Origin of the sequence: Dactylosporangium sp. NPDC000521, assembly GCF_042898305.1 — a bacterium.
Lineage (GTDB): Bacteria > Actinomycetota > Actinomycetes > Mycobacteriales > Micromonosporaceae > Dactylosporangium.
On record NZ_JBIAYW010000002.1, the window covers coordinates 344783 to 360304 of the forward strand.

Annotated in this window: 16 protein-coding genes; 10 read left to right on the forward strand and 6 right to left on the reverse strand. The window is 72.6% G+C overall.

The genetic code is table 11. From position 1 onward, the window contains the following. Positions 1-6 precede the first annotated feature (6 nt). A complete protein-coding gene (locus ACFY3L_RS07335) occupies positions 7-840 on the reverse strand; it encodes an SPFH domain-containing protein (protein WP_389319641.1) in 834 nt (277 codons plus the stop codon). A gap of 30 nt (positions 841-870) precedes the next feature. Further along, positions 871-2067: an MFS transporter gene (locus tag ACFY3L_RS07340; RefSeq protein WP_389319643.1), complete on the reverse strand. Its 1197-nt coding sequence runs from the start codon at positions 2065-2067 to the stop codon at positions 871-873. Positions 2068-2108: 41 nt separating this feature from the next. Here ACFY3L_RS07340 and thrB point away from each other — a divergent pair, with 41 nt between their 5' ends. The 3 genes from thrB to ACFY3L_RS07355 all read left to right on the forward strand — a co-directional run bounded on the left by thrB (position 2109) and on the right by ACFY3L_RS07355 (position 5852). After that, complete coding sequence (thrB, locus tag ACFY3L_RS07345) at positions 2109-3056, forward strand: homoserine kinase (protein WP_389321103.1); 948 nt, start codon at positions 2109-2111, stop codon at positions 3054-3056. Positions 3057-3347: 291 nt separating this feature from the next. Beyond that, complete coding sequence (rho, locus tag ACFY3L_RS07350; protein WP_389319645.1) at positions 3348-5600, forward strand: transcription termination factor Rho; 2253 nt, start codon at positions 3348-3350, stop codon at positions 5598-5600. A 60-nt stretch (positions 5601-5660) separates the two neighbouring features. Continuing rightward, entirely contained in the window at positions 5661-5852 is a 192-nt protein-coding gene (locus ACFY3L_RS07355) for a DUF2945 domain-containing protein (RefSeq protein WP_389319647.1), read from the forward strand. Here the strand turns inward: ACFY3L_RS07355 and ACFY3L_RS07360 are convergent. Genes ACFY3L_RS07360 through ACFY3L_RS07370 form a run of 3 tightly spaced genes read right to left on the reverse strand, consistent with a single transcriptional unit; the run spans position 5849 to position 8370 of the window. Next, positions 5849-6751, reverse strand: a complete 903-nt coding sequence (locus ACFY3L_RS07360) for an AAA family ATPase (protein WP_389319649.1) — start codon at positions 6749-6751, stop codon at positions 5849-5851. The genes ACFY3L_RS07355 and ACFY3L_RS07360 overlap by 4 nt on opposite strands. After that, entirely contained in the window at positions 6751-7809 is a 1059-nt protein-coding gene (locus ACFY3L_RS07365) for an RNA ligase (protein WP_389319650.1), read from the reverse strand. The genes ACFY3L_RS07360 and ACFY3L_RS07365 overlap by 1 nt, the downstream gene beginning before the upstream one ends. A gap of 33 nt (positions 7810-7842) precedes the next feature. After that, entirely contained in the window at positions 7843-8370 is a 528-nt protein-coding gene (locus tag ACFY3L_RS07370; RefSeq protein ID WP_389319652.1) for a sensor histidine kinase, read from the reverse strand. Here ACFY3L_RS07370 and ACFY3L_RS07375 point away from each other — a divergent pair. The 4 genes from ACFY3L_RS07375 to ACFY3L_RS07390 all read left to right on the forward strand — a co-directional run bounded on the left by ACFY3L_RS07375 (position 8353) and on the right by ACFY3L_RS07390 (position 10853). Continuing rightward, complete coding sequence (locus ACFY3L_RS07375; RefSeq protein ID WP_389319654.1) at positions 8353-8985, forward strand: DUF998 domain-containing protein; 633 nt, start codon at positions 8353-8355, stop codon at positions 8983-8985. The two genes, ACFY3L_RS07370 and ACFY3L_RS07375, sit on opposite strands and share 18 nt — an antisense overlap. A gap of 91 nt (positions 8986-9076) precedes the next feature. Further along, positions 9077-9298 carry a 50S ribosomal protein L31 gene (gene rpmE, locus ACFY3L_RS07380; RefSeq protein WP_389319656.1) on the forward strand — a complete coding sequence of 74 codons (222 nt, stop codon included), beginning with the start codon at positions 9077-9079 and terminating at the stop codon, positions 9296-9298. A 112-nt stretch (positions 9299-9410) separates the two neighbouring features. After that, complete coding sequence (gene prfA, locus ACFY3L_RS07385; RefSeq protein ID WP_389319658.1) at positions 9411-10517, forward strand: peptide chain release factor 1; 1107 nt, start codon at positions 9411-9413, stop codon at positions 10515-10517. A gap of 75 nt (positions 10518-10592) precedes the next feature. Then, positions 10593-10853: a hypothetical protein gene (locus ACFY3L_RS07390; RefSeq protein WP_389319660.1), complete on the forward strand. Its 261-nt coding sequence runs from the start codon at positions 10593-10595 to the stop codon at positions 10851-10853. 933 nt (positions 10854-11786) lie between these two features. On the opposite strand, the gene ACFY3L_RS07395 is transcribed toward ACFY3L_RS07390, so the two are convergent. Beyond that, positions 11787-13325, reverse strand: a complete 1539-nt coding sequence (locus ACFY3L_RS07395; RefSeq protein WP_389319662.1) for a diguanylate cyclase domain-containing protein — start codon at positions 13323-13325, stop codon at positions 11787-11789. A 55-nt stretch (positions 13326-13380) separates the two neighbouring features. Here ACFY3L_RS07395 and prmC point away from each other — a divergent pair, with 55 nt between their 5' ends. The 3 genes from prmC to ACFY3L_RS07410 are packed head-to-tail and all read left to right on the forward strand — an operon-like array spanning position 13381 to position 15472. Continuing rightward, positions 13381-14250, forward strand: coding sequence for a peptide chain release factor N(5)-glutamine methyltransferase (gene prmC, locus ACFY3L_RS07400; RefSeq protein WP_389319664.1), 870 nt, complete (start codon positions 13381-13383; stop codon positions 14248-14250). A gap of 7 nt (positions 14251-14257) precedes the next feature. After that, complete coding sequence (locus ACFY3L_RS07405) at positions 14258-14896, forward strand: L-threonylcarbamoyladenylate synthase (RefSeq protein WP_389321106.1); 639 nt, start codon at positions 14258-14260, stop codon at positions 14894-14896. Positions 14897-14902: 6 nt separating this feature from the next. Continuing rightward, positions 14903-15472: a phosphotyrosine protein phosphatase gene (locus ACFY3L_RS07410; RefSeq protein ID WP_389319665.1), complete on the forward strand. Its 570-nt coding sequence runs from the start codon at positions 14903-14905 to the stop codon at positions 15470-15472. Positions 15473-15522: the final 50 nt, after the last annotated feature.

Genomic DNA, 15522 nt, shown 5'->3' on the forward strand with positions numbered 1-15522 from the left:
AGATCCTCAGCTGTACAGCGAGCCGGTGTTCACGACCGGCTGGACGTTGCGGTCGCCGCAGAGGACGACGAGCAGGTTGGCCACCATCTGGGCCTTGCGCTCCTCGTCCAGCTCGACGACCTCCAGCTCCTTCAGGCGCTCCAGGGCGCTCTGCACCATGCCGACCGCGCCCTCGACGATCTTGTAGCGGGCGCCGACGATGGCGCTGGCCTGCTGGCGGGCGAGCATGGCCTGGGCGATCTCCGGGGCGTACGCGAGGTGGGTGATGCGCGACTCGAGCACCTCGACGCCGGCGAGGGCGGCCCGCTCGCTCAGCTCGGCCGTGAGCTCCTCGCTGACCGCGGTGCCCTCGCGGAGGGAGGTCCGGCCGTCGTCGTGCGTCTCGTACGGGTAGCTCGTCGCCAGATGCCGGACGGCGGCCTCGGCCTGGACGGCGACGTAGGAGATGTGGTCGTCGACGCCGAAGGACGCCTTGAACGTGTCGACGACGCGCCACACCACGACGGCGGCGATCTCGACGGGGTTGCCGTCGGCGTCGGAGACCTTCAGGCGGGCGGTCTCGAAGTTGCGCACCCGCAGTGAGACGCTGCGCTTCGAGCTCAGCGGGACGGTCCAGTGGAAGCCGGCGGCGTGGATCGTGCCGACGTAGCGGCCGAAGAACTGCACGACCCGCGACTGGTTCGGGTTGACGACGGTGAAGCCCGTCATGAGCAGCACGGCGACCGTGGCGACGATGGCGACGAGCACGCCGGTGCGGTCGACCGCGGCTGCCGCACCGACCGCGGCGACCAGCACGAGCAGGACCAGGAACCCGGACACGCGGAACGCACGTCTCTCCATGACAGCCTCCCAGCTATCGAAGTGATATCACTACGATACCGCACGGCGGAGCCGCCGGGTGACCGCCGTCCAGCCGGCCGCGTAGACGAGCGTCACGGCGCCGCAGATCGCGGCGAGCAGGCGCGGGTCGACCCGGTCGATGAACGCGCCGACGATCAGCTGCGACGCCGCGACCGACAGCAGCGCGAGCATGACGTCGGTGGCGAAGACCCGGCCCCGCAGCGCGTCGGGGACCTCGGACTGCAGCGCGTAGTTGGACATCGTCCAGTTGCCGCCGCCGGCCAGGTGCGCGAGGGTGACGCAGGCGAGGACCAGCGCGAACCAGGGCGCGGCACCGACGGCGAGGTACATCAGCCCGAAGAGCGACATCGACACCGCCATGCCCGGCAGCAGCCACGAGGGGTGGCTGAGCACCCGCCGCAGCACGAACGGGCCGACGAGCGCGCCGAGACCGCGCGCCGCGAAGAGCAGCCCGACGCCCGTCGAGCCGAACCCGTGCGCCGCGGCGAGCAGCGGGAAGGTGGTCAGCACCCCGTTGCCGAGGCCGGCCGCCGCCTTGACCGTCACCAGCGAGGCCACCCGCGGGCGCTTGCGGATGTACCGCAGCGCCTCCCCGATCTCCGGCTTCACCGCCGCGACGGTGACCTGCAGCGGCCGGCGGACGCGGACGATCTGGACGGCCGAGAGGAAGCACAGGGCGCTGGAGAGGGCGAAGCACCAGTACGGGCCGACCACGGCTGACGCGATGCCGCCCAGCGAAGCGCCGACGACGAGCGTGGTGCCCCAGGCGGCGGCCGACAGCGCGTTCGCGGTGGGCAGGTCGTCGGCGTCGACGACGTTGGGCAGGGCCGCCGAGGCGGCCGGGACGAAGAACGCCTTCGCCACCGCGATGACGCCGATGAACAGGACCGCCAGCCATGCGGCCGCCGCGGTGCGCACCAGCAGCAGCGCGAGCGTGGCGACGGCCATCGCGACCTCGGCCGAGATGAGGATCCGGCGGCGGTCGAACCGGTCGGCGATGACCCCCGCGTACGGCTGCAGCAGCGCGATCACGCCGACGTCGGCGGCCAGCACCAGCGCGCCCCACAGCCCGGAGCCGGTCAGCTGCAGCAGCAGGGTGAGCAGCGGGATCTGCACGAACCAGTCGGCGCCGAGGCCGATCAGGTCCGCGGTGAACAGACGGCGGAAGTCGCGGTTACGGACCAGGATCGACAGTGTGGGCGGCACCGGCCCACCCTAGGGTGAGCCGGGACGGGCGTGATCTCATTATCGGCATGGCCCTGCTGTCCACTCCGGTCACCGTCCGCGTGCCCGCGACGAGCGCGAACCTGGGACCCGGCTTCGACGCGCTGGGGTTGGCCCTGTCGCTGCACGACGAGGTCGAGGCGCGGGTGACCGGCCGCGGGGTGACTGTCGAGGTGATCGGCGAGGGCGCCGGCGAGCTGCCCGGCGACGAGACCCACCTGGTCGTGCGGGCCATGCGGCGCGTGTTCGACGAGCTGGGGGAGCGGCCCGCCGGGCTGGCGCTGCGCTGCAACAACCGCATTCCGCAGGCCCGCGGCATGGGCTCGTCGTCGGCCGCGATCGTGGCCGGGGTGGTCCTCGCCCGGGCGCTGGTCAGCGGCGGCGCGGAGCGGCTCGACGAGCAGGGCCTGCTGCGCATCGCCGCCGAGCTCGAAGGACACCCGGACAACGTGGCGCCGTGCCTGCTGGGCGGGGTGACGATCGCCTGGACCGAGACTGCCGGTGCCGCCGCTGTACGGGTGGATCCCGCCGCTGCGGTCCGCCCGTTCGTCTTCGTGCCGGAGTCGCGCGGGCTGACCGAGGTGGCGCGGGCCGCGCTGCCGGCGACCGTGCCGCACGCTGACGCCGCGCTCAACGCCGGACGGGCCGCGCTGCTTGTTCATGCGATCACCATCGATCCGTCGCACCTGTTCGCGGCCACGGAGGACCGGCTGCACCAGGGGTATCGGGCGCCGTCCATGCCTGGCAGTGCGGACCTCGTCGCGTCGCTGCGGGCCGAGGGCGTCGCGGCCGTCATCTCGGGCGCGGGACCGAGCGTCCTGGCGCTGACCGGCGGCGACTGGACACCCTCCGCGGTGCCCGGCTGGCGTGTTTTGCCGCTCGACGTGGATCTGGTGGGTGCCCTCGTCGGTGTTGACCTGGTATGGGGTACGCTGGAACACGCCGATCGGGACCCTGTTGCCGCTGGCTAGGCGAGTTGATTACTCTCTAGTCCTACAGCAGCCGCTCCGTGCGGCGATCTCATGCGGGGCGGCGTGCTCCGATTCCCGTGGCACCCCTTTGCGCACGCCCGGCCGCCAACCCGCGTCTCCTGTGGTCGCGCGCGCACGGCTGGGCCAGGCCGCAGATGGTGGCGCCCGGCTCACCGCACAGCGCTGCAACACCTCCCGCACCGCTGCCAGGCAGCGAGGTGGGAGCCCCCGGGCCGCCCGGCCACCGTGTCTCGTCTCCGGGTGTCCCGGCCTAACGAGGGAAGGAATCCATTGAGCGACACCACCGACGTCACGTCGGATGTCTCGAGCGACCGCGCCGCGGTCGAGGCCGACGGCGCCGAGGCCGGGGCGACGCGTCGGCGCCGCTCTGGCACTGGCTTGTCCGGCATGCTGCTGCCCGAGCTGCAGAGCCTGGCCGCCTCGTTGGGCATCTCCGGCACCGCGCGGATGCGCAAGGGTGAGCTGGTGACAGCCATCCAGGAGCGTCAGTCCGGCGAGTCCCGCCCGGCCGCCGCCGCGACTGCCGGCGAGGCCGCTCCCGCCGTCACTGGGCGGGTCCGCGCCGGGGCGCGTGCCGGGGCGCGCGCCGCCGAGCCGTCGGAGCAGGACTGGCCGTCCGCCACCCAGGGCGCGGCCGAGGCGCCCGTCACGCGTTCCCCTCGCCGGGCCACCCGGGCCGCCGGGCCGCCGGAGCCCCGCGCGGCCGCCGCCTCCGCGACCGCCTCAACCGAGGCGCCCGCGGCCGCCGCCCACGCCGCCGAGCAGGCTCCGGCCGCGGTGGAGAAGGCCGTCGAGCCGGCCGCCGAGACCACCGAGCGGCCGACCCGCACCCGCGGCTCCCGGGCCGCCGCTACCGCCGCCCCGGCTTCGGCCGAGCGGGCCGAGCGCCCGGAGCGGACCGAGCGTGCGGAGCGGACCGAGCGCCCGGAGCGGACCGAGCGCCCGGAGCGGACCGAGCGCGGAGACCGGACCGAGCGCGCCGAGCGCGGCGAGCGGACGGACCGCACCGAGCGGACCGAGCGCGCCGAGCGCACGGACCGTGGCGACCGCACCGACCGCACCGAGCGGGCCGAGCGGGCCGAGCGGGCCGAGCGTGGTGAACGGGCCGAGCGCAACGACCGCGGCGACCGCACCGAGCGCGGCGACCGCAACAGCGGCGCCGACCGCAGCGGCGCCGACCGCAGCGGTGGCGAGCGCGGCGAGCGTGCCGGTGGCGACCGCAACCAGCGCGGCAACTTCAACGACGAGGACGGCGACGACGACGGCACCGGCCGCCGCGGCCGCCGCAGCCGGTTCCGGGACCGCCGCCGTGGCCGTGACCGCGACGGCGAGGTGCAGCCGACCGGCGCCGCGGGCGCCCGCGGTGGCAACGAGCCGCAGGTCAGCGACGACGACGTGCTCGTGCCGGTCGCCGGCATCCTCGACGTGCTCGACAACTACGCGTTCGTGCGGACCACCGGCTACCTGTCCGGCTCCAACGACGTGTATGTCGCGATGTCGCAGGTCAAGCGCTACGGGCTGCGCCGCGGCGACGCCGTGACCGGTGCCGTGCGCCAGCCCCGCGACGGCGAGCAGCGGCGCGACAAGTACAACCCGCTCGTGCGCCTCGACACGGTCAACGGGATGGACCCGGAGGAGGCCAAGCGCCGCCCCGAGTTCTACAAGCTGACCCCGCTCTACCCGCAGGACCGCCTGCGGCTGGAGACCGAGCCGCACATCCTCACCACCCGCGTCATCGACCTCGTCATGCCGATCGGCAAGGGCCAGCGGGCGCTCATCGTGTCGCCGCCGAAGGCCGGCAAGACGATGGTGCTGCAGTCGATCGCCAACGCGATCACCCGCAACAACCCGGAGTGCCACCTGATGGTGGTCCTGGTCGACGAGCGGCCCGAAGAGGTCACCGACATGCAGCGGTCGGTGAAGGGCGAGGTCATCGCCTCGACGTTCGACCGGCCGCCGACGGACCACGCCACGGTCGCCGAGCTGTCGATCGAGCGGGCGAAGCGCCTCGTCGAGCTGGGCCACGACGTCGTCGTGCTGCTCGACTCGATCACCCGCCTCGGCCGCGCGTACAACAACGCGTCGCCGGCGAGCGGCCGCATCCTGTCCGGTGGTATCGACTCGACGGCGCTCTACCCGCCGAAGCGGTTCCTCGGCGCGGCCCGCAACATCGAGAACGGCGGCTCGCTGACGATCATCGCCACCGCGCTGGTGGAGACCGGCTCGACCGGTGACACGGTCATCTTCGAGGAGTTCAAGGGCACGGGCAACGCCGAGCTCAAGCTCGACCGGAAGATCGCCGACCGGCGCATCTTCCCGGCGATCGACATCGACCCGTCCGGCACCCGCAAGGAAGAGATCCTGCTGGCGCCCGACGAACTCGCGATCGTCATCAAGCTGCGCAAGGTGCTGCACGCGCTCGACTCGCAGGAGGCGCTCAACCTGCTGCTGGACCGGTTGAAGAAGACCCGGACCAACGTCGAGTTCCTGATGCAGATCGCCCAGACCACACCGGGCGAGTAAAGCGGCACGAAGGCCCCCGTAGGAACGTGTCCTACGGGGGCCTTCGGGTATCCGTACACCATGAAACGAGGCGACAAGGTGCGCTGGCGGTCGCACGGCAGGACCGTCAACGGCACCGTCATCCGCAAGATCACCGGCCGCACGGAGGCCGCCGGCCGGACCGTGGCGGCCTCCAAGGACGAGCCGCAGTTCGTCGTGAAGAGCGACAAGACCGGCCGGGAGGCCGTGCACAAGCCCGAGGCGCTGAGTTAGAAGTTCCCTTCCGCGACCTGGAAGACGGTCAGGCCGAGGGCCCGCCACATCCGGACCACCTGCTGGCGGTCGTCGAAGACGCCGACCACGTGATACCGGCTGCGGATCTCCTTGTCGAAGATCTCCTGCTTCACGATGCTGTCGCGGCGCTGGTCGCCGGTGACGCGCATGAACAGGCCCGCATACGGGACGCCGACGTGCTCGGCCAGCCACGCCGCCGTGTCGTCGCGGCAGTCGTCGGTGCGGCCGCTGCAGTACACGATCTCGTGCCCCGCCGCGTGCATCGCCCGGACCGCCGCGATCACGGGCGCGTTGGGCAGGTCCGAGCTGACCTGGCTGACGTCGTACGGGCTGCGGTCGTTGATCAGCGCGACCGTGCCGTCGATGTCGACGAGCACCACCCGCGGCGCGTCCGGCGGCGGCTCGTACGTCACACCGGAGCTGGTGTCGAGCACCGGCAGCGGCAGGGGCAGGACGCGGCCCGCCAGGTACCGCTGATGCATGGACCGGATCGCTTCCTCGCCGACGTGACCGGGGCCCTCGCGCAGCGCGTCGCGCCGGACGCACTCGTCGACGGGCACGTCGGTGAAGTCGCGCACGGTGAAGGCCGCGCCGTGCTTCGCCGCCAGCTCCGCCAGCTCGCGCACGACCCGGGACCGCAGGTTGGTGTCGTCGCACACGACGTCGGCGCCGCCGAGCAGCAGCGCGTCGATCGCGGCGTGGTGCGCCTGCGTGACCTCCTTCTCGGCCCGGCCGCGCAGCGCTTCGTCGGCGACCCGGCCGCCGTGCAGCATCGCGCGGAGGTCGTCGCGGTTCACGCGGACCAGCCCGGACTGGCCCCGGGCCCAGGTGGTCTTGCCCGAGGCGGGCAGCCCGCGGGTGATGGTCAGCGACGCCATCAGCTCTCCTCCGTCACCATGGGCCGGACCCGCTGCCAGAGCAGGCCCCGGTAGTCCTTGTCGTCGAGGCGCAGGAACAGGCAGCTGCGCGCCGGGTGCTTCGCGACCGCGAGCGCGAACTCCTTGCGCCCCCAGCCGTCGGGCAGCGTAGCGACGGTCGCCTCGTACGCCGACTCGACCTCGGCCGCGAGCGCCGCCGCCTCCTCGCGCAGCCCGGCGGCGATCCTCGTCGCCCACGCGTGGAACTCGTCGGGCAGCGGCTCCAGCAGCGCGTCGAGCGTGCCGGCGCCGGCGGCCTCCCACACGACCCGCGCGTTGAGCCCGGTCACGATGCGGTGCAGCCGCACGTACTCCGAATACTTGATCTTCAACCGGGTGTCGGTGCCGGTGAAGTGCACGACGAGACCCTCGCGATTGTCGCGCGGCGGCGCGGCGAGCGCATCGGCGAGCGTCGCGTGGTCGAACGTGTCGACGACCGGGCCGGGCCAGCCGGGCACCGCCTCCGGGCCGTGGCTGCGGCCCGTGGCGATCTCGACCGCGCCGAGGAGCACGAGGTCGTCGAGGCCGTCGTAGTCGAGCACGATCCGGTTCGACGGGTAGATGATCTCCACCAGCACCGTGAGGCCCTCAGGCGGCGTGAAGCGGCCGGCGTACCGCTCGCGGAACAGCGCCGTCGCGTGCCGGGCCTGCTCCGAGTCGAACGAGCCGCGGGTCGCGAACGCCCAGCCGTCCGGCGTCGGGTACATGATGCCCAGCGAGCCGTCGGCCTTGTCGGTGACGCGCACCGGGCCGTCGAAGTCCATCTCGGGCACGCCCGGCTGGCCGTGGTTGAAGAACTTCGTGAACGGCCGCGCGAGGACCATGCCGGTCCCGGCGTGCACGACGAGGCCCCGGCACGCGAGCGTGGCTGCGTTCCAGACGTTCTCGTACTGCGCCTTCTCGGTGTAGTTGTGGATCAGCAGGGGCAGCGAGGGGTGGCGTTGCGTGCGCACGAAGCCGCCGCGGGCCATCTCGGCCAGCAGCGCCGGGTCACACAATGCGTCGATGTGAAGGCTCATAGCACGGGTCAGGGTAGGTGAGCCGTGCTCGCCTTATTCAGGTGTAAACGGGAGCAGCGCGGTTATGATCGCCCCCCGCGCGGAGTCGATCGCGAACGTGCCGCCGGCCGCGCCGATCCGGTCGGCCATCCCGAGCAGCCCCGTCCCGCCGCTCGCCGGCGTGACGAACCCCGGCCCGTCGTCGGCGATCCGCAGCTCGAGCGCGGTCTCCGTGGCGTCCAGGCTGACCGTCACGGTCGCGCCGGGCGCGTGCTTCGCCGCGTTCTGCAGCGCCTCCAGCGCCGTGAAGTACGCGGCGAGCTCCACCGCGGGGCCGAACCGCCGGCCGTCCACCGTCGAGCGCACGGTGATGCGCAGGTCGCCGGCGCCGGAGCGGGCCCTGCCCTTGAGCGCGGCCGCGAGCCCCCGCGCGGCGAGCACCGGCGGATAGATGCCGCGGGCCAGCTCGCGCAGATCGTCGACGCAGGTGCCGAGCTCGGCCCGGCAGGCCGCGATGGCCGCCCTCGCCTCGTCGGTGCCGGCGGTCTCTTCGGCTTTCCGCAGGTGTACGGCCAGCGCCACGAGCTGCTGCTGGGCTCCGTCGTGGATGTCACGCTCCAGGCGCCGGCGCTCCTCGACCTGGGCGGTGGCGGGACGGGCCCGGCTCTCGGTCAGCTGCTCCAGCCGCGCCCGCAGCTCCGCGGCGCGGGTCTCGGCCTGTTCAGGCAGCTGCCGAGCGGTGCCGCCGCGAAGACGGCCGGCGTCCTGACCCTCGTCGCCGGCGCGCTGCTGGTGGTCGCCGGCCTGGCCAGGCCGGCCTGCTCCGACTGGATCGGCGCCTGCCAGGCGGCCGAGGCGGCCGGCACCGTCCCGCTGCGCCACGTCGTGCACAACCTGGTCTCGGTGCTGCTGTTCCTGCTGCTGATCATCGCGGTGTTCACGCTTGCCCGCGCGGCCGCCCGCAACGGCGCCCGGCGGCTCGTCTGGCCGTCGATCGCGGTGGGCGTGGTGTCGTTCGTCACGATGGCCGCCATGGTCGGCGGCGCGGTCCCCGGCGCGTCCGGTCTGCTCCAGCGGCTCTTCGTGCTGGTCCTCTTCGGCTGGGTCATCGCCGTGGGCCCGCTCACCGCGCGGGTCCGGGCGGCGGGAATGCCGGCGGGTGGGCCGGCGTTGCAGAGACCGGTTGAGGTGCCGTGACCCGGTCATGGCAGACTTGACCGACGGCCAGACCAGGTTCCGGTTCACGCCACACGGCGACCCGGCGACCACGACGAAAGGACCCGCGGCCATGAAGCCTGACATTCACCCGCAGTATGCGACCACCGAGGTCACCTGTTCCTGCGGTAACTCGTTCACCACCCGCAGCACCGCCAAGGGCGGCACGATCCACGTGGAGACGTGCTCCGTCTGCCACCCGTTCTACACGGGCAAGCAGCGTGTGCTCGACACGGCCGGCCGGGTCGCGAAGTTCCAGCAGAAGTACGCGAAGGTCCAGGCCAAGAAGGCCTAGCTGCGCCTCCGGCGCCCGCACCACCCTCGTCCGACATGGGGGTCGGTGCGGGCGCCGACTTCGTCCTTGGCCGTTTTTCCCCTCGTGGGGTTCTCTTGTGGGGCGCGAGACAATGAGCACCGACACCTCTTCAGGGCAGCGACTGCAGGCGCTCCTCGCCGAATACCAGGAGCTCGAGCAGAAGCTCGCCGACCCGAGCATCCACGCCGATCAGACCCTGGCCCGCAAGACCGGCCGGCGCTTCGCCGAGCTGTCGCCGATCGCGAAGACCTCCGGCGAGCTCGACTCGGCCCGCGAAGACCTCGCGGCGGCCCGCGAGCTGGCCGCCGAGGACCCGGCGTTCGGCGGCGAGGCCGACGAGCTGGAGGCGCGCATCCCGCACATCGAGGAGCGCCTGGCCGAGCTGCTCGCCCCGCGCGACCCCAACGACGCCAAGGACGTCATCCTGGAGGTCAAGGCGGGCGAGGGCGGCGAGGAGTCCGCGCTCTTCGCCGGCGACCTGCTGCGGATGTACCTGCGGTACGCCGAGCGCCACGGCTGGCAGACCGAGGTGCTCGACTCGCAGGAGTCCGACCTCGGCGGCTACAAGGACGTCGCCGTGTCCATCAAGACCCGCGGCATCCCCGACGCCGGCAACGGCGTCTGGTCGAGGCTCAAGTGGGAGGGCGGCGTCCACCGCGTCCAGCGCGTGCCGGCCACCGAGTCCCAGGGCCGCATCCACACCAGCGCCGCCGGCGTCCTCGTCACCCCCGAGATCGAGGAGGCGGGCGAGATCGAGGTCGACGCCAACGACCTGCGCGTCGACGTCTTCCGCTCCTCGGGCCCCGGCGGTCAGAGCGTCAACACCACCGACTCCGCCGTCCGCATCACCCACCTGCCGACCGGCATCGTCGTCTCCTGCCAGAATGAGCGCTCCCAGCTGCAGAACAAGGACCGCGCGATGCGCATGCTCAAGGTCAAGCTGGCCGCCCTCGCCGAGGAGCAGGCCGCCGCCGCCGCAGGCGACGCCCGCCGCTCCCAGGTGCGCACCGTCGACCGCTCCGAGCGCATCCGCACCTACAACTACCCGCAGAACCGCATCTCCGACCACCGCATCGGTTACACGGCGTACAACCTGGACCTGGCCATGGCCGGCGACCTCGACAGCGTCCTGGACGCCCTGGCCGACGCCGACCGCAAGGCCCGCCTCGCGGGTGACGACCAGCTCAGCCGAGGGTGACGCGGGTCTAACGCAGACGTCACACAGCGGAAACGGTGCAGGGGCAGGCTAAAGTCAGGTAGCGTTTCGAGCCGGATGACCTTACCGATCGTGATCAAGCTGCCGACCCGAGCCTCCCGGAGGGACGCCATGCCATCGTCGCCCGTCGACCTGTCCGCAGCCCCGCGCGTCGTGGTCGGCACCGCAGCCGACCTGATCTACAAGGTGGGCCTGTCGATGCTCGGCGCCGACCGCATGCCCACCGCCAAGGCCAACGCCTGGGCCGCCGTCTGCGCCGACCAGGAGCGCGCCCGCATCCGCGAGGAAAACGCCCGCATCCTGCTCGCCGTCCGCTGACCCTGGCGTTCAGCTTTCCTCACGCGGGCGTCAGCACTCACCGCTGCCCCGTCCCCGCACCCCGCGGCCCGGCAAGGTTGATGCCGCCGCATCTTCTTCGCAAGTCCGACAAATCCGGCAGCCAGCGGCGCAATGTCAGCACTCCGACACTCTTGCCGACGCCCATCACAAACCGGCAGCAGCCGAAGAGCCATCTCATGCCGAACATTCCGGATTTGCGCGGCCAGGAGATTCACTCAGCGACCTCCGCAGACCGCCTCCCCATGATCCCGTGCGGTTCTGGTAGCCAGGGCTACCGAAACCATTCGGGATCACGAGGAGGGTGGCTTCCGCAGCCCGGGCGGGCGTCGAGCATCGGCCAGTCCCGCCGCCGGTTTTCGGGCTTGTCGCGGTGCCGGGAGGTGCAGACTCGTGCCCGGTAGCGTGGCGCTTGCTATCCATGATCCCGTGCGGTTCTGGTAGTCAGGGCTACCGAAACCATTCGGGATCACTGGGGGCGAGACCAGCCCTGAGATGAGTCGCTGCGGACCGCTTCCGCAATGCGGGCCGTTGGCCGCACGCGGGCCTCGTCGCACACCGGAAATTTCGTACTTGCGACGGCAGTGCGGAGCGCGGGCATCAGCCCCGGCAAGCGGTGCTCGACACCACCTCATGATCCCGAATGGTTCTGGTAGCTCTGGCTACCAAAACGCCACGGGATCATGGGGAACCCCGACCCCGGCTACCACGGCGGCCGACCACCGGATGCGGCGCGCATGCGCCGCTTGCCCTGCCACGCGCCTCGGCGCGGGCAGTGCGCCGCGGAGCGGCGCATTGGGGTGCGGGTGAGAATCCCCGCCGGGACCGCCGCGACAGCGGTGGGGCGGAAACACAGCGGTCGGGTGGGAATCCCCGCCGGGACCCGCCGCGACAGCGGTGGGGGAATTACAGCGCTCAGCTGGCGGCGCGGGGGCGGGGGGTTTTGGCGCGGAGCATGGCGTGGTCGGCGGCTTCGAAGGCTTCGGCGACCGACTCGAAGTCCTCGCCCGACAGGCCGGCCCAGCCGATGGTGACGCCGACGGGGGTGCCTGGGACGATGGCGTGCCAGTCCTCGGCGGCGACGGCGGCGACGATGCGGCGCTGGATCTCGCGGGCCTCGGCGGCCGAGGTGGTGGGCAGGACGACGACGAACTCGTCGCCGCCGTAGCGGGCCACGAAGTCGCCCTTGCGCATGACGCGGTTGAGCACGCCGGCGACGCGTTGCAGGACGAGGTCGCCGGAGAGGTGGCCGTGGCGGGTGTTGACCTGCTTGAAGCCGTCCAGGTCGCAGACGCCCAGGACGGCGTGGCCGCCGGCGGAGACGAGCTTGGTGACGTGCTCCTCGAGGTAGCGGCGGTTGGGCAGGCCGGTGAGGGGGTCGGTCTGGGCCTCGCCGCGGTGGAAGTCGACGCGGCGGACCAGGTCCTCGTGGTCCAGGAGCGCGGCGACGCCTTCCACGAAGAGGTCGCGGAGGCGGTCGGGCTGCACGTTGGCGACGTGGAAGGCGTGGCGGTCGGCGTGGTACGCCGAGCGGTAGTCGCCGGTGCCCAGGTGCGCCAGGGCGCGGAGGCGGTGCTGCTCGGCGGCGCCCAGGGACTCGTCGCTGACGTGGGCGGTCTCCAGGCGGGCGACGGCCTCGATCGGGCGGCGCTCGGCGATGGCCTTGCAGACGGCGCCGAGGGTGCGCAGGTCGCGGGCGCGGGTGGACATGCCGGCGGACTCCAGCAGCGGCCACGGGTCGACGTCGGTGACGAGGCCCTGGATGCCGAGAGTGCCCAGGCGCAGCACCGCGTAGCCGAGCGCGCCGCGGGCGATGGGGCGCAGCTTGTCGAGGTCGTTGTCCTTGTGCTTGCGCTCGAGGTCGCTCACGACGTCGCGCAGGATGCGCTGGCAGCCCTCGCTGTCGCCGCGGTGGTCCAGCTCGACGGCGTGCAGGAGGCGGATCTGCGGGGTGGCGAAGTCGGTGTTGGCGGTGGTGACCCCGACCTCGGCGGCGACCTCGCGGGCCTTCACCATGGCGGCGTTCGCGTGCTCGTGGAAGCCGGTGTACGAGTAGGCCATCGCGAGGTTGTGCCACCCCCACGCGGTGGCCTCGTCGGTGAGCTCGACGGCGCCGAGGGCCCGCGAGCCGTGCACGAGCGCGCGGACGCAGCGGTCCAGCGAGCCCGCGCGCAGGGCGACGATCGCGGCGAGGGCCTGCAGCTCACCGTATTGCGCGGGGTCCTGCACCTGACGGGCGGCGGCGAGGCCGGCGTCGAGGGCGGCCGGGTAGTCCTCGGCGCGGCCCATGTTGATCAGGGCGATGAGGCGCAGGGTGAGCGCCTCGACGCGGTCGTGCGGGGGCTGGTCGCCGGCCAGGATGCGGTCGATGACCGTCATCGCCTCGTCGAGGTGGTCGTCGAAGATCAAGCGCCGGGCGCGGGTCAGTTCCGACGTGCGGTCTGCCACCGCCATCGGGCCCTCCTTTCGCGCGCCCCATGATTATGGGGTGCACAGCACCGAAGATGACATGCCCGATGCCGAAACCGCCACGCTTTCCGTGGTGATCGCGGCCGCCACCCGCGTGCTGGACCGGGCGGGTGTGGCGTCGCCGCGGGTCGACGCGGAGCTGATCGCCGCCCACGTGCTGGGCATCCCCAGGTCGCGGCTGCTGACCGCACCCTTGCCGGATGCGGGACAACGCGCACAGATCAGCGATCTCGTCCGCCGGCGGAGTGCGCGGGTTCCGTTGCAGCACCTGACCGGCACGGCGCCGTTCTACGGGCACGAACTCGCGGTCGGTGAAGGGGTCTTCATCCCACGATTCGAGACGGAGCTGCTCGTGGAGTGGGCACACAAGGCGCGGCAGCGACTCGTACCGACGCCGAAAACGACGATCGTGGACCTCTGCGGCGGGTCGGGGGCCATCGCCATCGCGATGCGGGACGCGCACACCGAGGTGTGGTGCGTGGAGCAGAACCCTGCCGCGCTGCGGTGGCTGCGGCGCAACGTGGCGAGCCTGGCGCCCGACGTCCACGTGGTCGAGGGCGATGTGACCGATCCGGCCACCCTGCGGGAGCTCGACGGCACGGTCGACCTGGTGCTGAGCAACCCGCCCTATGTCCCGGAGGGCGCTGCGGTCGATGTGGAGGTCGCGGTGTACGACCCGCACGACGCCGTGTTCGCCGGCGGCGACGGCCTGGCGCTCATGCCGGGGCTCGTCGAGCGGGCGGCCGGGCTGCTGCGCCCCGGCGGACGGCTGGGGATCGAGCACGACGACAGCCACGGCGAGTCGCTGCCGGCGCTGATCCGGGCGACCGGTCGGTTCGACGAGGTGACGGACCACCGTGATCTCGCCGGGCGCCCGCGCTTCGTCACCGCCCGGCGAGTGGCAGACTAGCCGCGTGATGCTCTACGACTGCAGTCAGCTTGCCGAGCGCGACCGCGGGATCGCCGCAGCGATCGAGGCGGTGGGCCGCGGCGACCTGGTCGTCATGCCGACCGACACGGTCTACGGCATCGGCGCCGACGCGTTCAAGTCCTGGTCGGTCACCGCGCTCAACAACGCCAAGGGCAGCACCGCGCCGGTGCCGGTGCTCGTCGGCTCCCGGCACACCCTCGACGGGCTCGTCTTCGGGCTGCCGCAGGCGGCGCGGGACCTCGTCGACGCGTTCTGGCCGGGCGCCCTGACGATCGTCGTGGAGCACGCGCCGAGCCTGCAGTGGGACCTGGGCGGCGGCGACGGCACGGTCGCGGTGCGCATGCCGCTGCACCCGATCGCGCTGGAGGTGCTGCGCGAAACCGGACCGATGGCGGTCTCGTCGGCCAACAAGCAGGGCCAGCCGGCGGCGGAGACCGCGGCCGAGGCCCGCGACCAGCTGGGCTACTCGGTGAGCGTCTACCTGGAGGGCGGCCCGTGCCCCGAGCCGGTCGCCAGCACGATCATCTCGGTGACCAACAGCGAGCACCGGGTGCTGCGGGCCGGCGCGATCCCGATCGAGAAGCTGCGCGAGGTCGTGCCGACCCTGATCGGCCTGGAGGACTGAGACCACATGGCGCCGTTCAGCGTCCTGTGCGTGTGCATGGGCAACATCTGCCGGTCGCCGATGGCGGAGCGGCTGCTCGTCGCCGACCTCGCCGCCCTCGGCGCGTCACCTGACCTGATCTACGTCCACGGCGCGGGCACCGGCGGATGGCACGCGGGCGAGTCGATGGACCCGCAGGCGGCCAGGCAGGTGATCGCCCGGGGCGGCGACACCGCGGGCTTCCGCGCCCGCAAGCTCCTGGCCGAGCATGTCGACGCCTCGGATCTGGTACTGACCGCGACGGCCGAACAGGTCGACTTCGTGGTGTCCCTCCGACCGGACGCGGCGCCCCGGACGTTCGTGTGGGGCCAGTTCGCGCGCCTGTTGCCGACGGTCGCGGCGGACCTGCCCGCGACCGGCGACGTGTACGACCGGGGCGTCGCGCTGGTCGACCTGGTGGACAAGGCGCGTGACACGGTGCGCGACGAGGACGACCTCGCCGACCCGTGGGGCCGCCCCGACGACTTCTTCGGCATCGTCGCCGACCAGGTCCAGGCGCTGACCCGCCCTCTCGCGGCGGCCCTGCTCGGCCGCTGATCCAGGCCCTGCTCGGCCGCTGGCCCAGGCCCTGCTCGGCCGCTGACTCG

Excerpts from the sequence above, each read along its gene's own strand:
- ACFY3L_RS07335 (WP_389319641.1), bottom strand. The coding sequence starts at position 840 with ATGGAGAGACGTGCGTTCCGCGTGTCCGGGTTCCTGGTCCTGCTCGTG.
- ACFY3L_RS07360 (WP_389319649.1), bottom strand. The coding sequence starts at position 6,751 with ATGGCGTCGCTGACCATCACCCGCGGGCTGCCCGCCTCGGGCAAGACC.
- rpmE (WP_389319656.1), top strand. The coding sequence starts at position 9,077 with ATGAAGCCTGACATTCACCCGCAGTATGCGACCACCGAGGTCACCTGT.
- ACFY3L_RS07365 (WP_389319650.1), bottom strand. The coding sequence starts at position 7,809 with ATGAGCCTTCACATCGACGCATTGTGTGACCCGGCGCTGCTGGCCGAG.
- ACFY3L_RS07410 (WP_389319665.1), top strand. The coding sequence starts at position 14,903 with ATGGCGCCGTTCAGCGTCCTGTGCGTGTGCATGGGCAACATCTGCCGG.
- ACFY3L_RS07395 (WP_389319662.1), bottom strand. The coding sequence starts at position 13,325 with ATGGCGGTGGCAGACCGCACGTCGGAACTGACCCGCGCCCGGCGCTTG.
- ACFY3L_RS07405 (WP_389321106.1), top strand. The coding sequence starts at position 14,258 with ATGCTCTACGACTGCAGTCAGCTTGCCGAGCGCGACCGCGGGATCGCC.
- ACFY3L_RS07355 (WP_389319647.1), top strand. The coding sequence starts at position 5,661 with ATGAAACGAGGCGACAAGGTGCGCTGGCGGTCGCACGGCAGGACCGTC.
- prmC (WP_389319664.1), top strand. The coding sequence starts at position 13,381 with ATGCCCGATGCCGAAACCGCCACGCTTTCCGTGGTGATCGCGGCCGCC.
- prfA (WP_389319658.1), top strand. The coding sequence starts at position 9,411 with ATGAGCACCGACACCTCTTCAGGGCAGCGACTGCAGGCGCTCCTCGCC.
- ACFY3L_RS07390 (WP_389319660.1), top strand. The coding sequence starts at position 10,593 with ATGACCTTACCGATCGTGATCAAGCTGCCGACCCGAGCCTCCCGGAGG.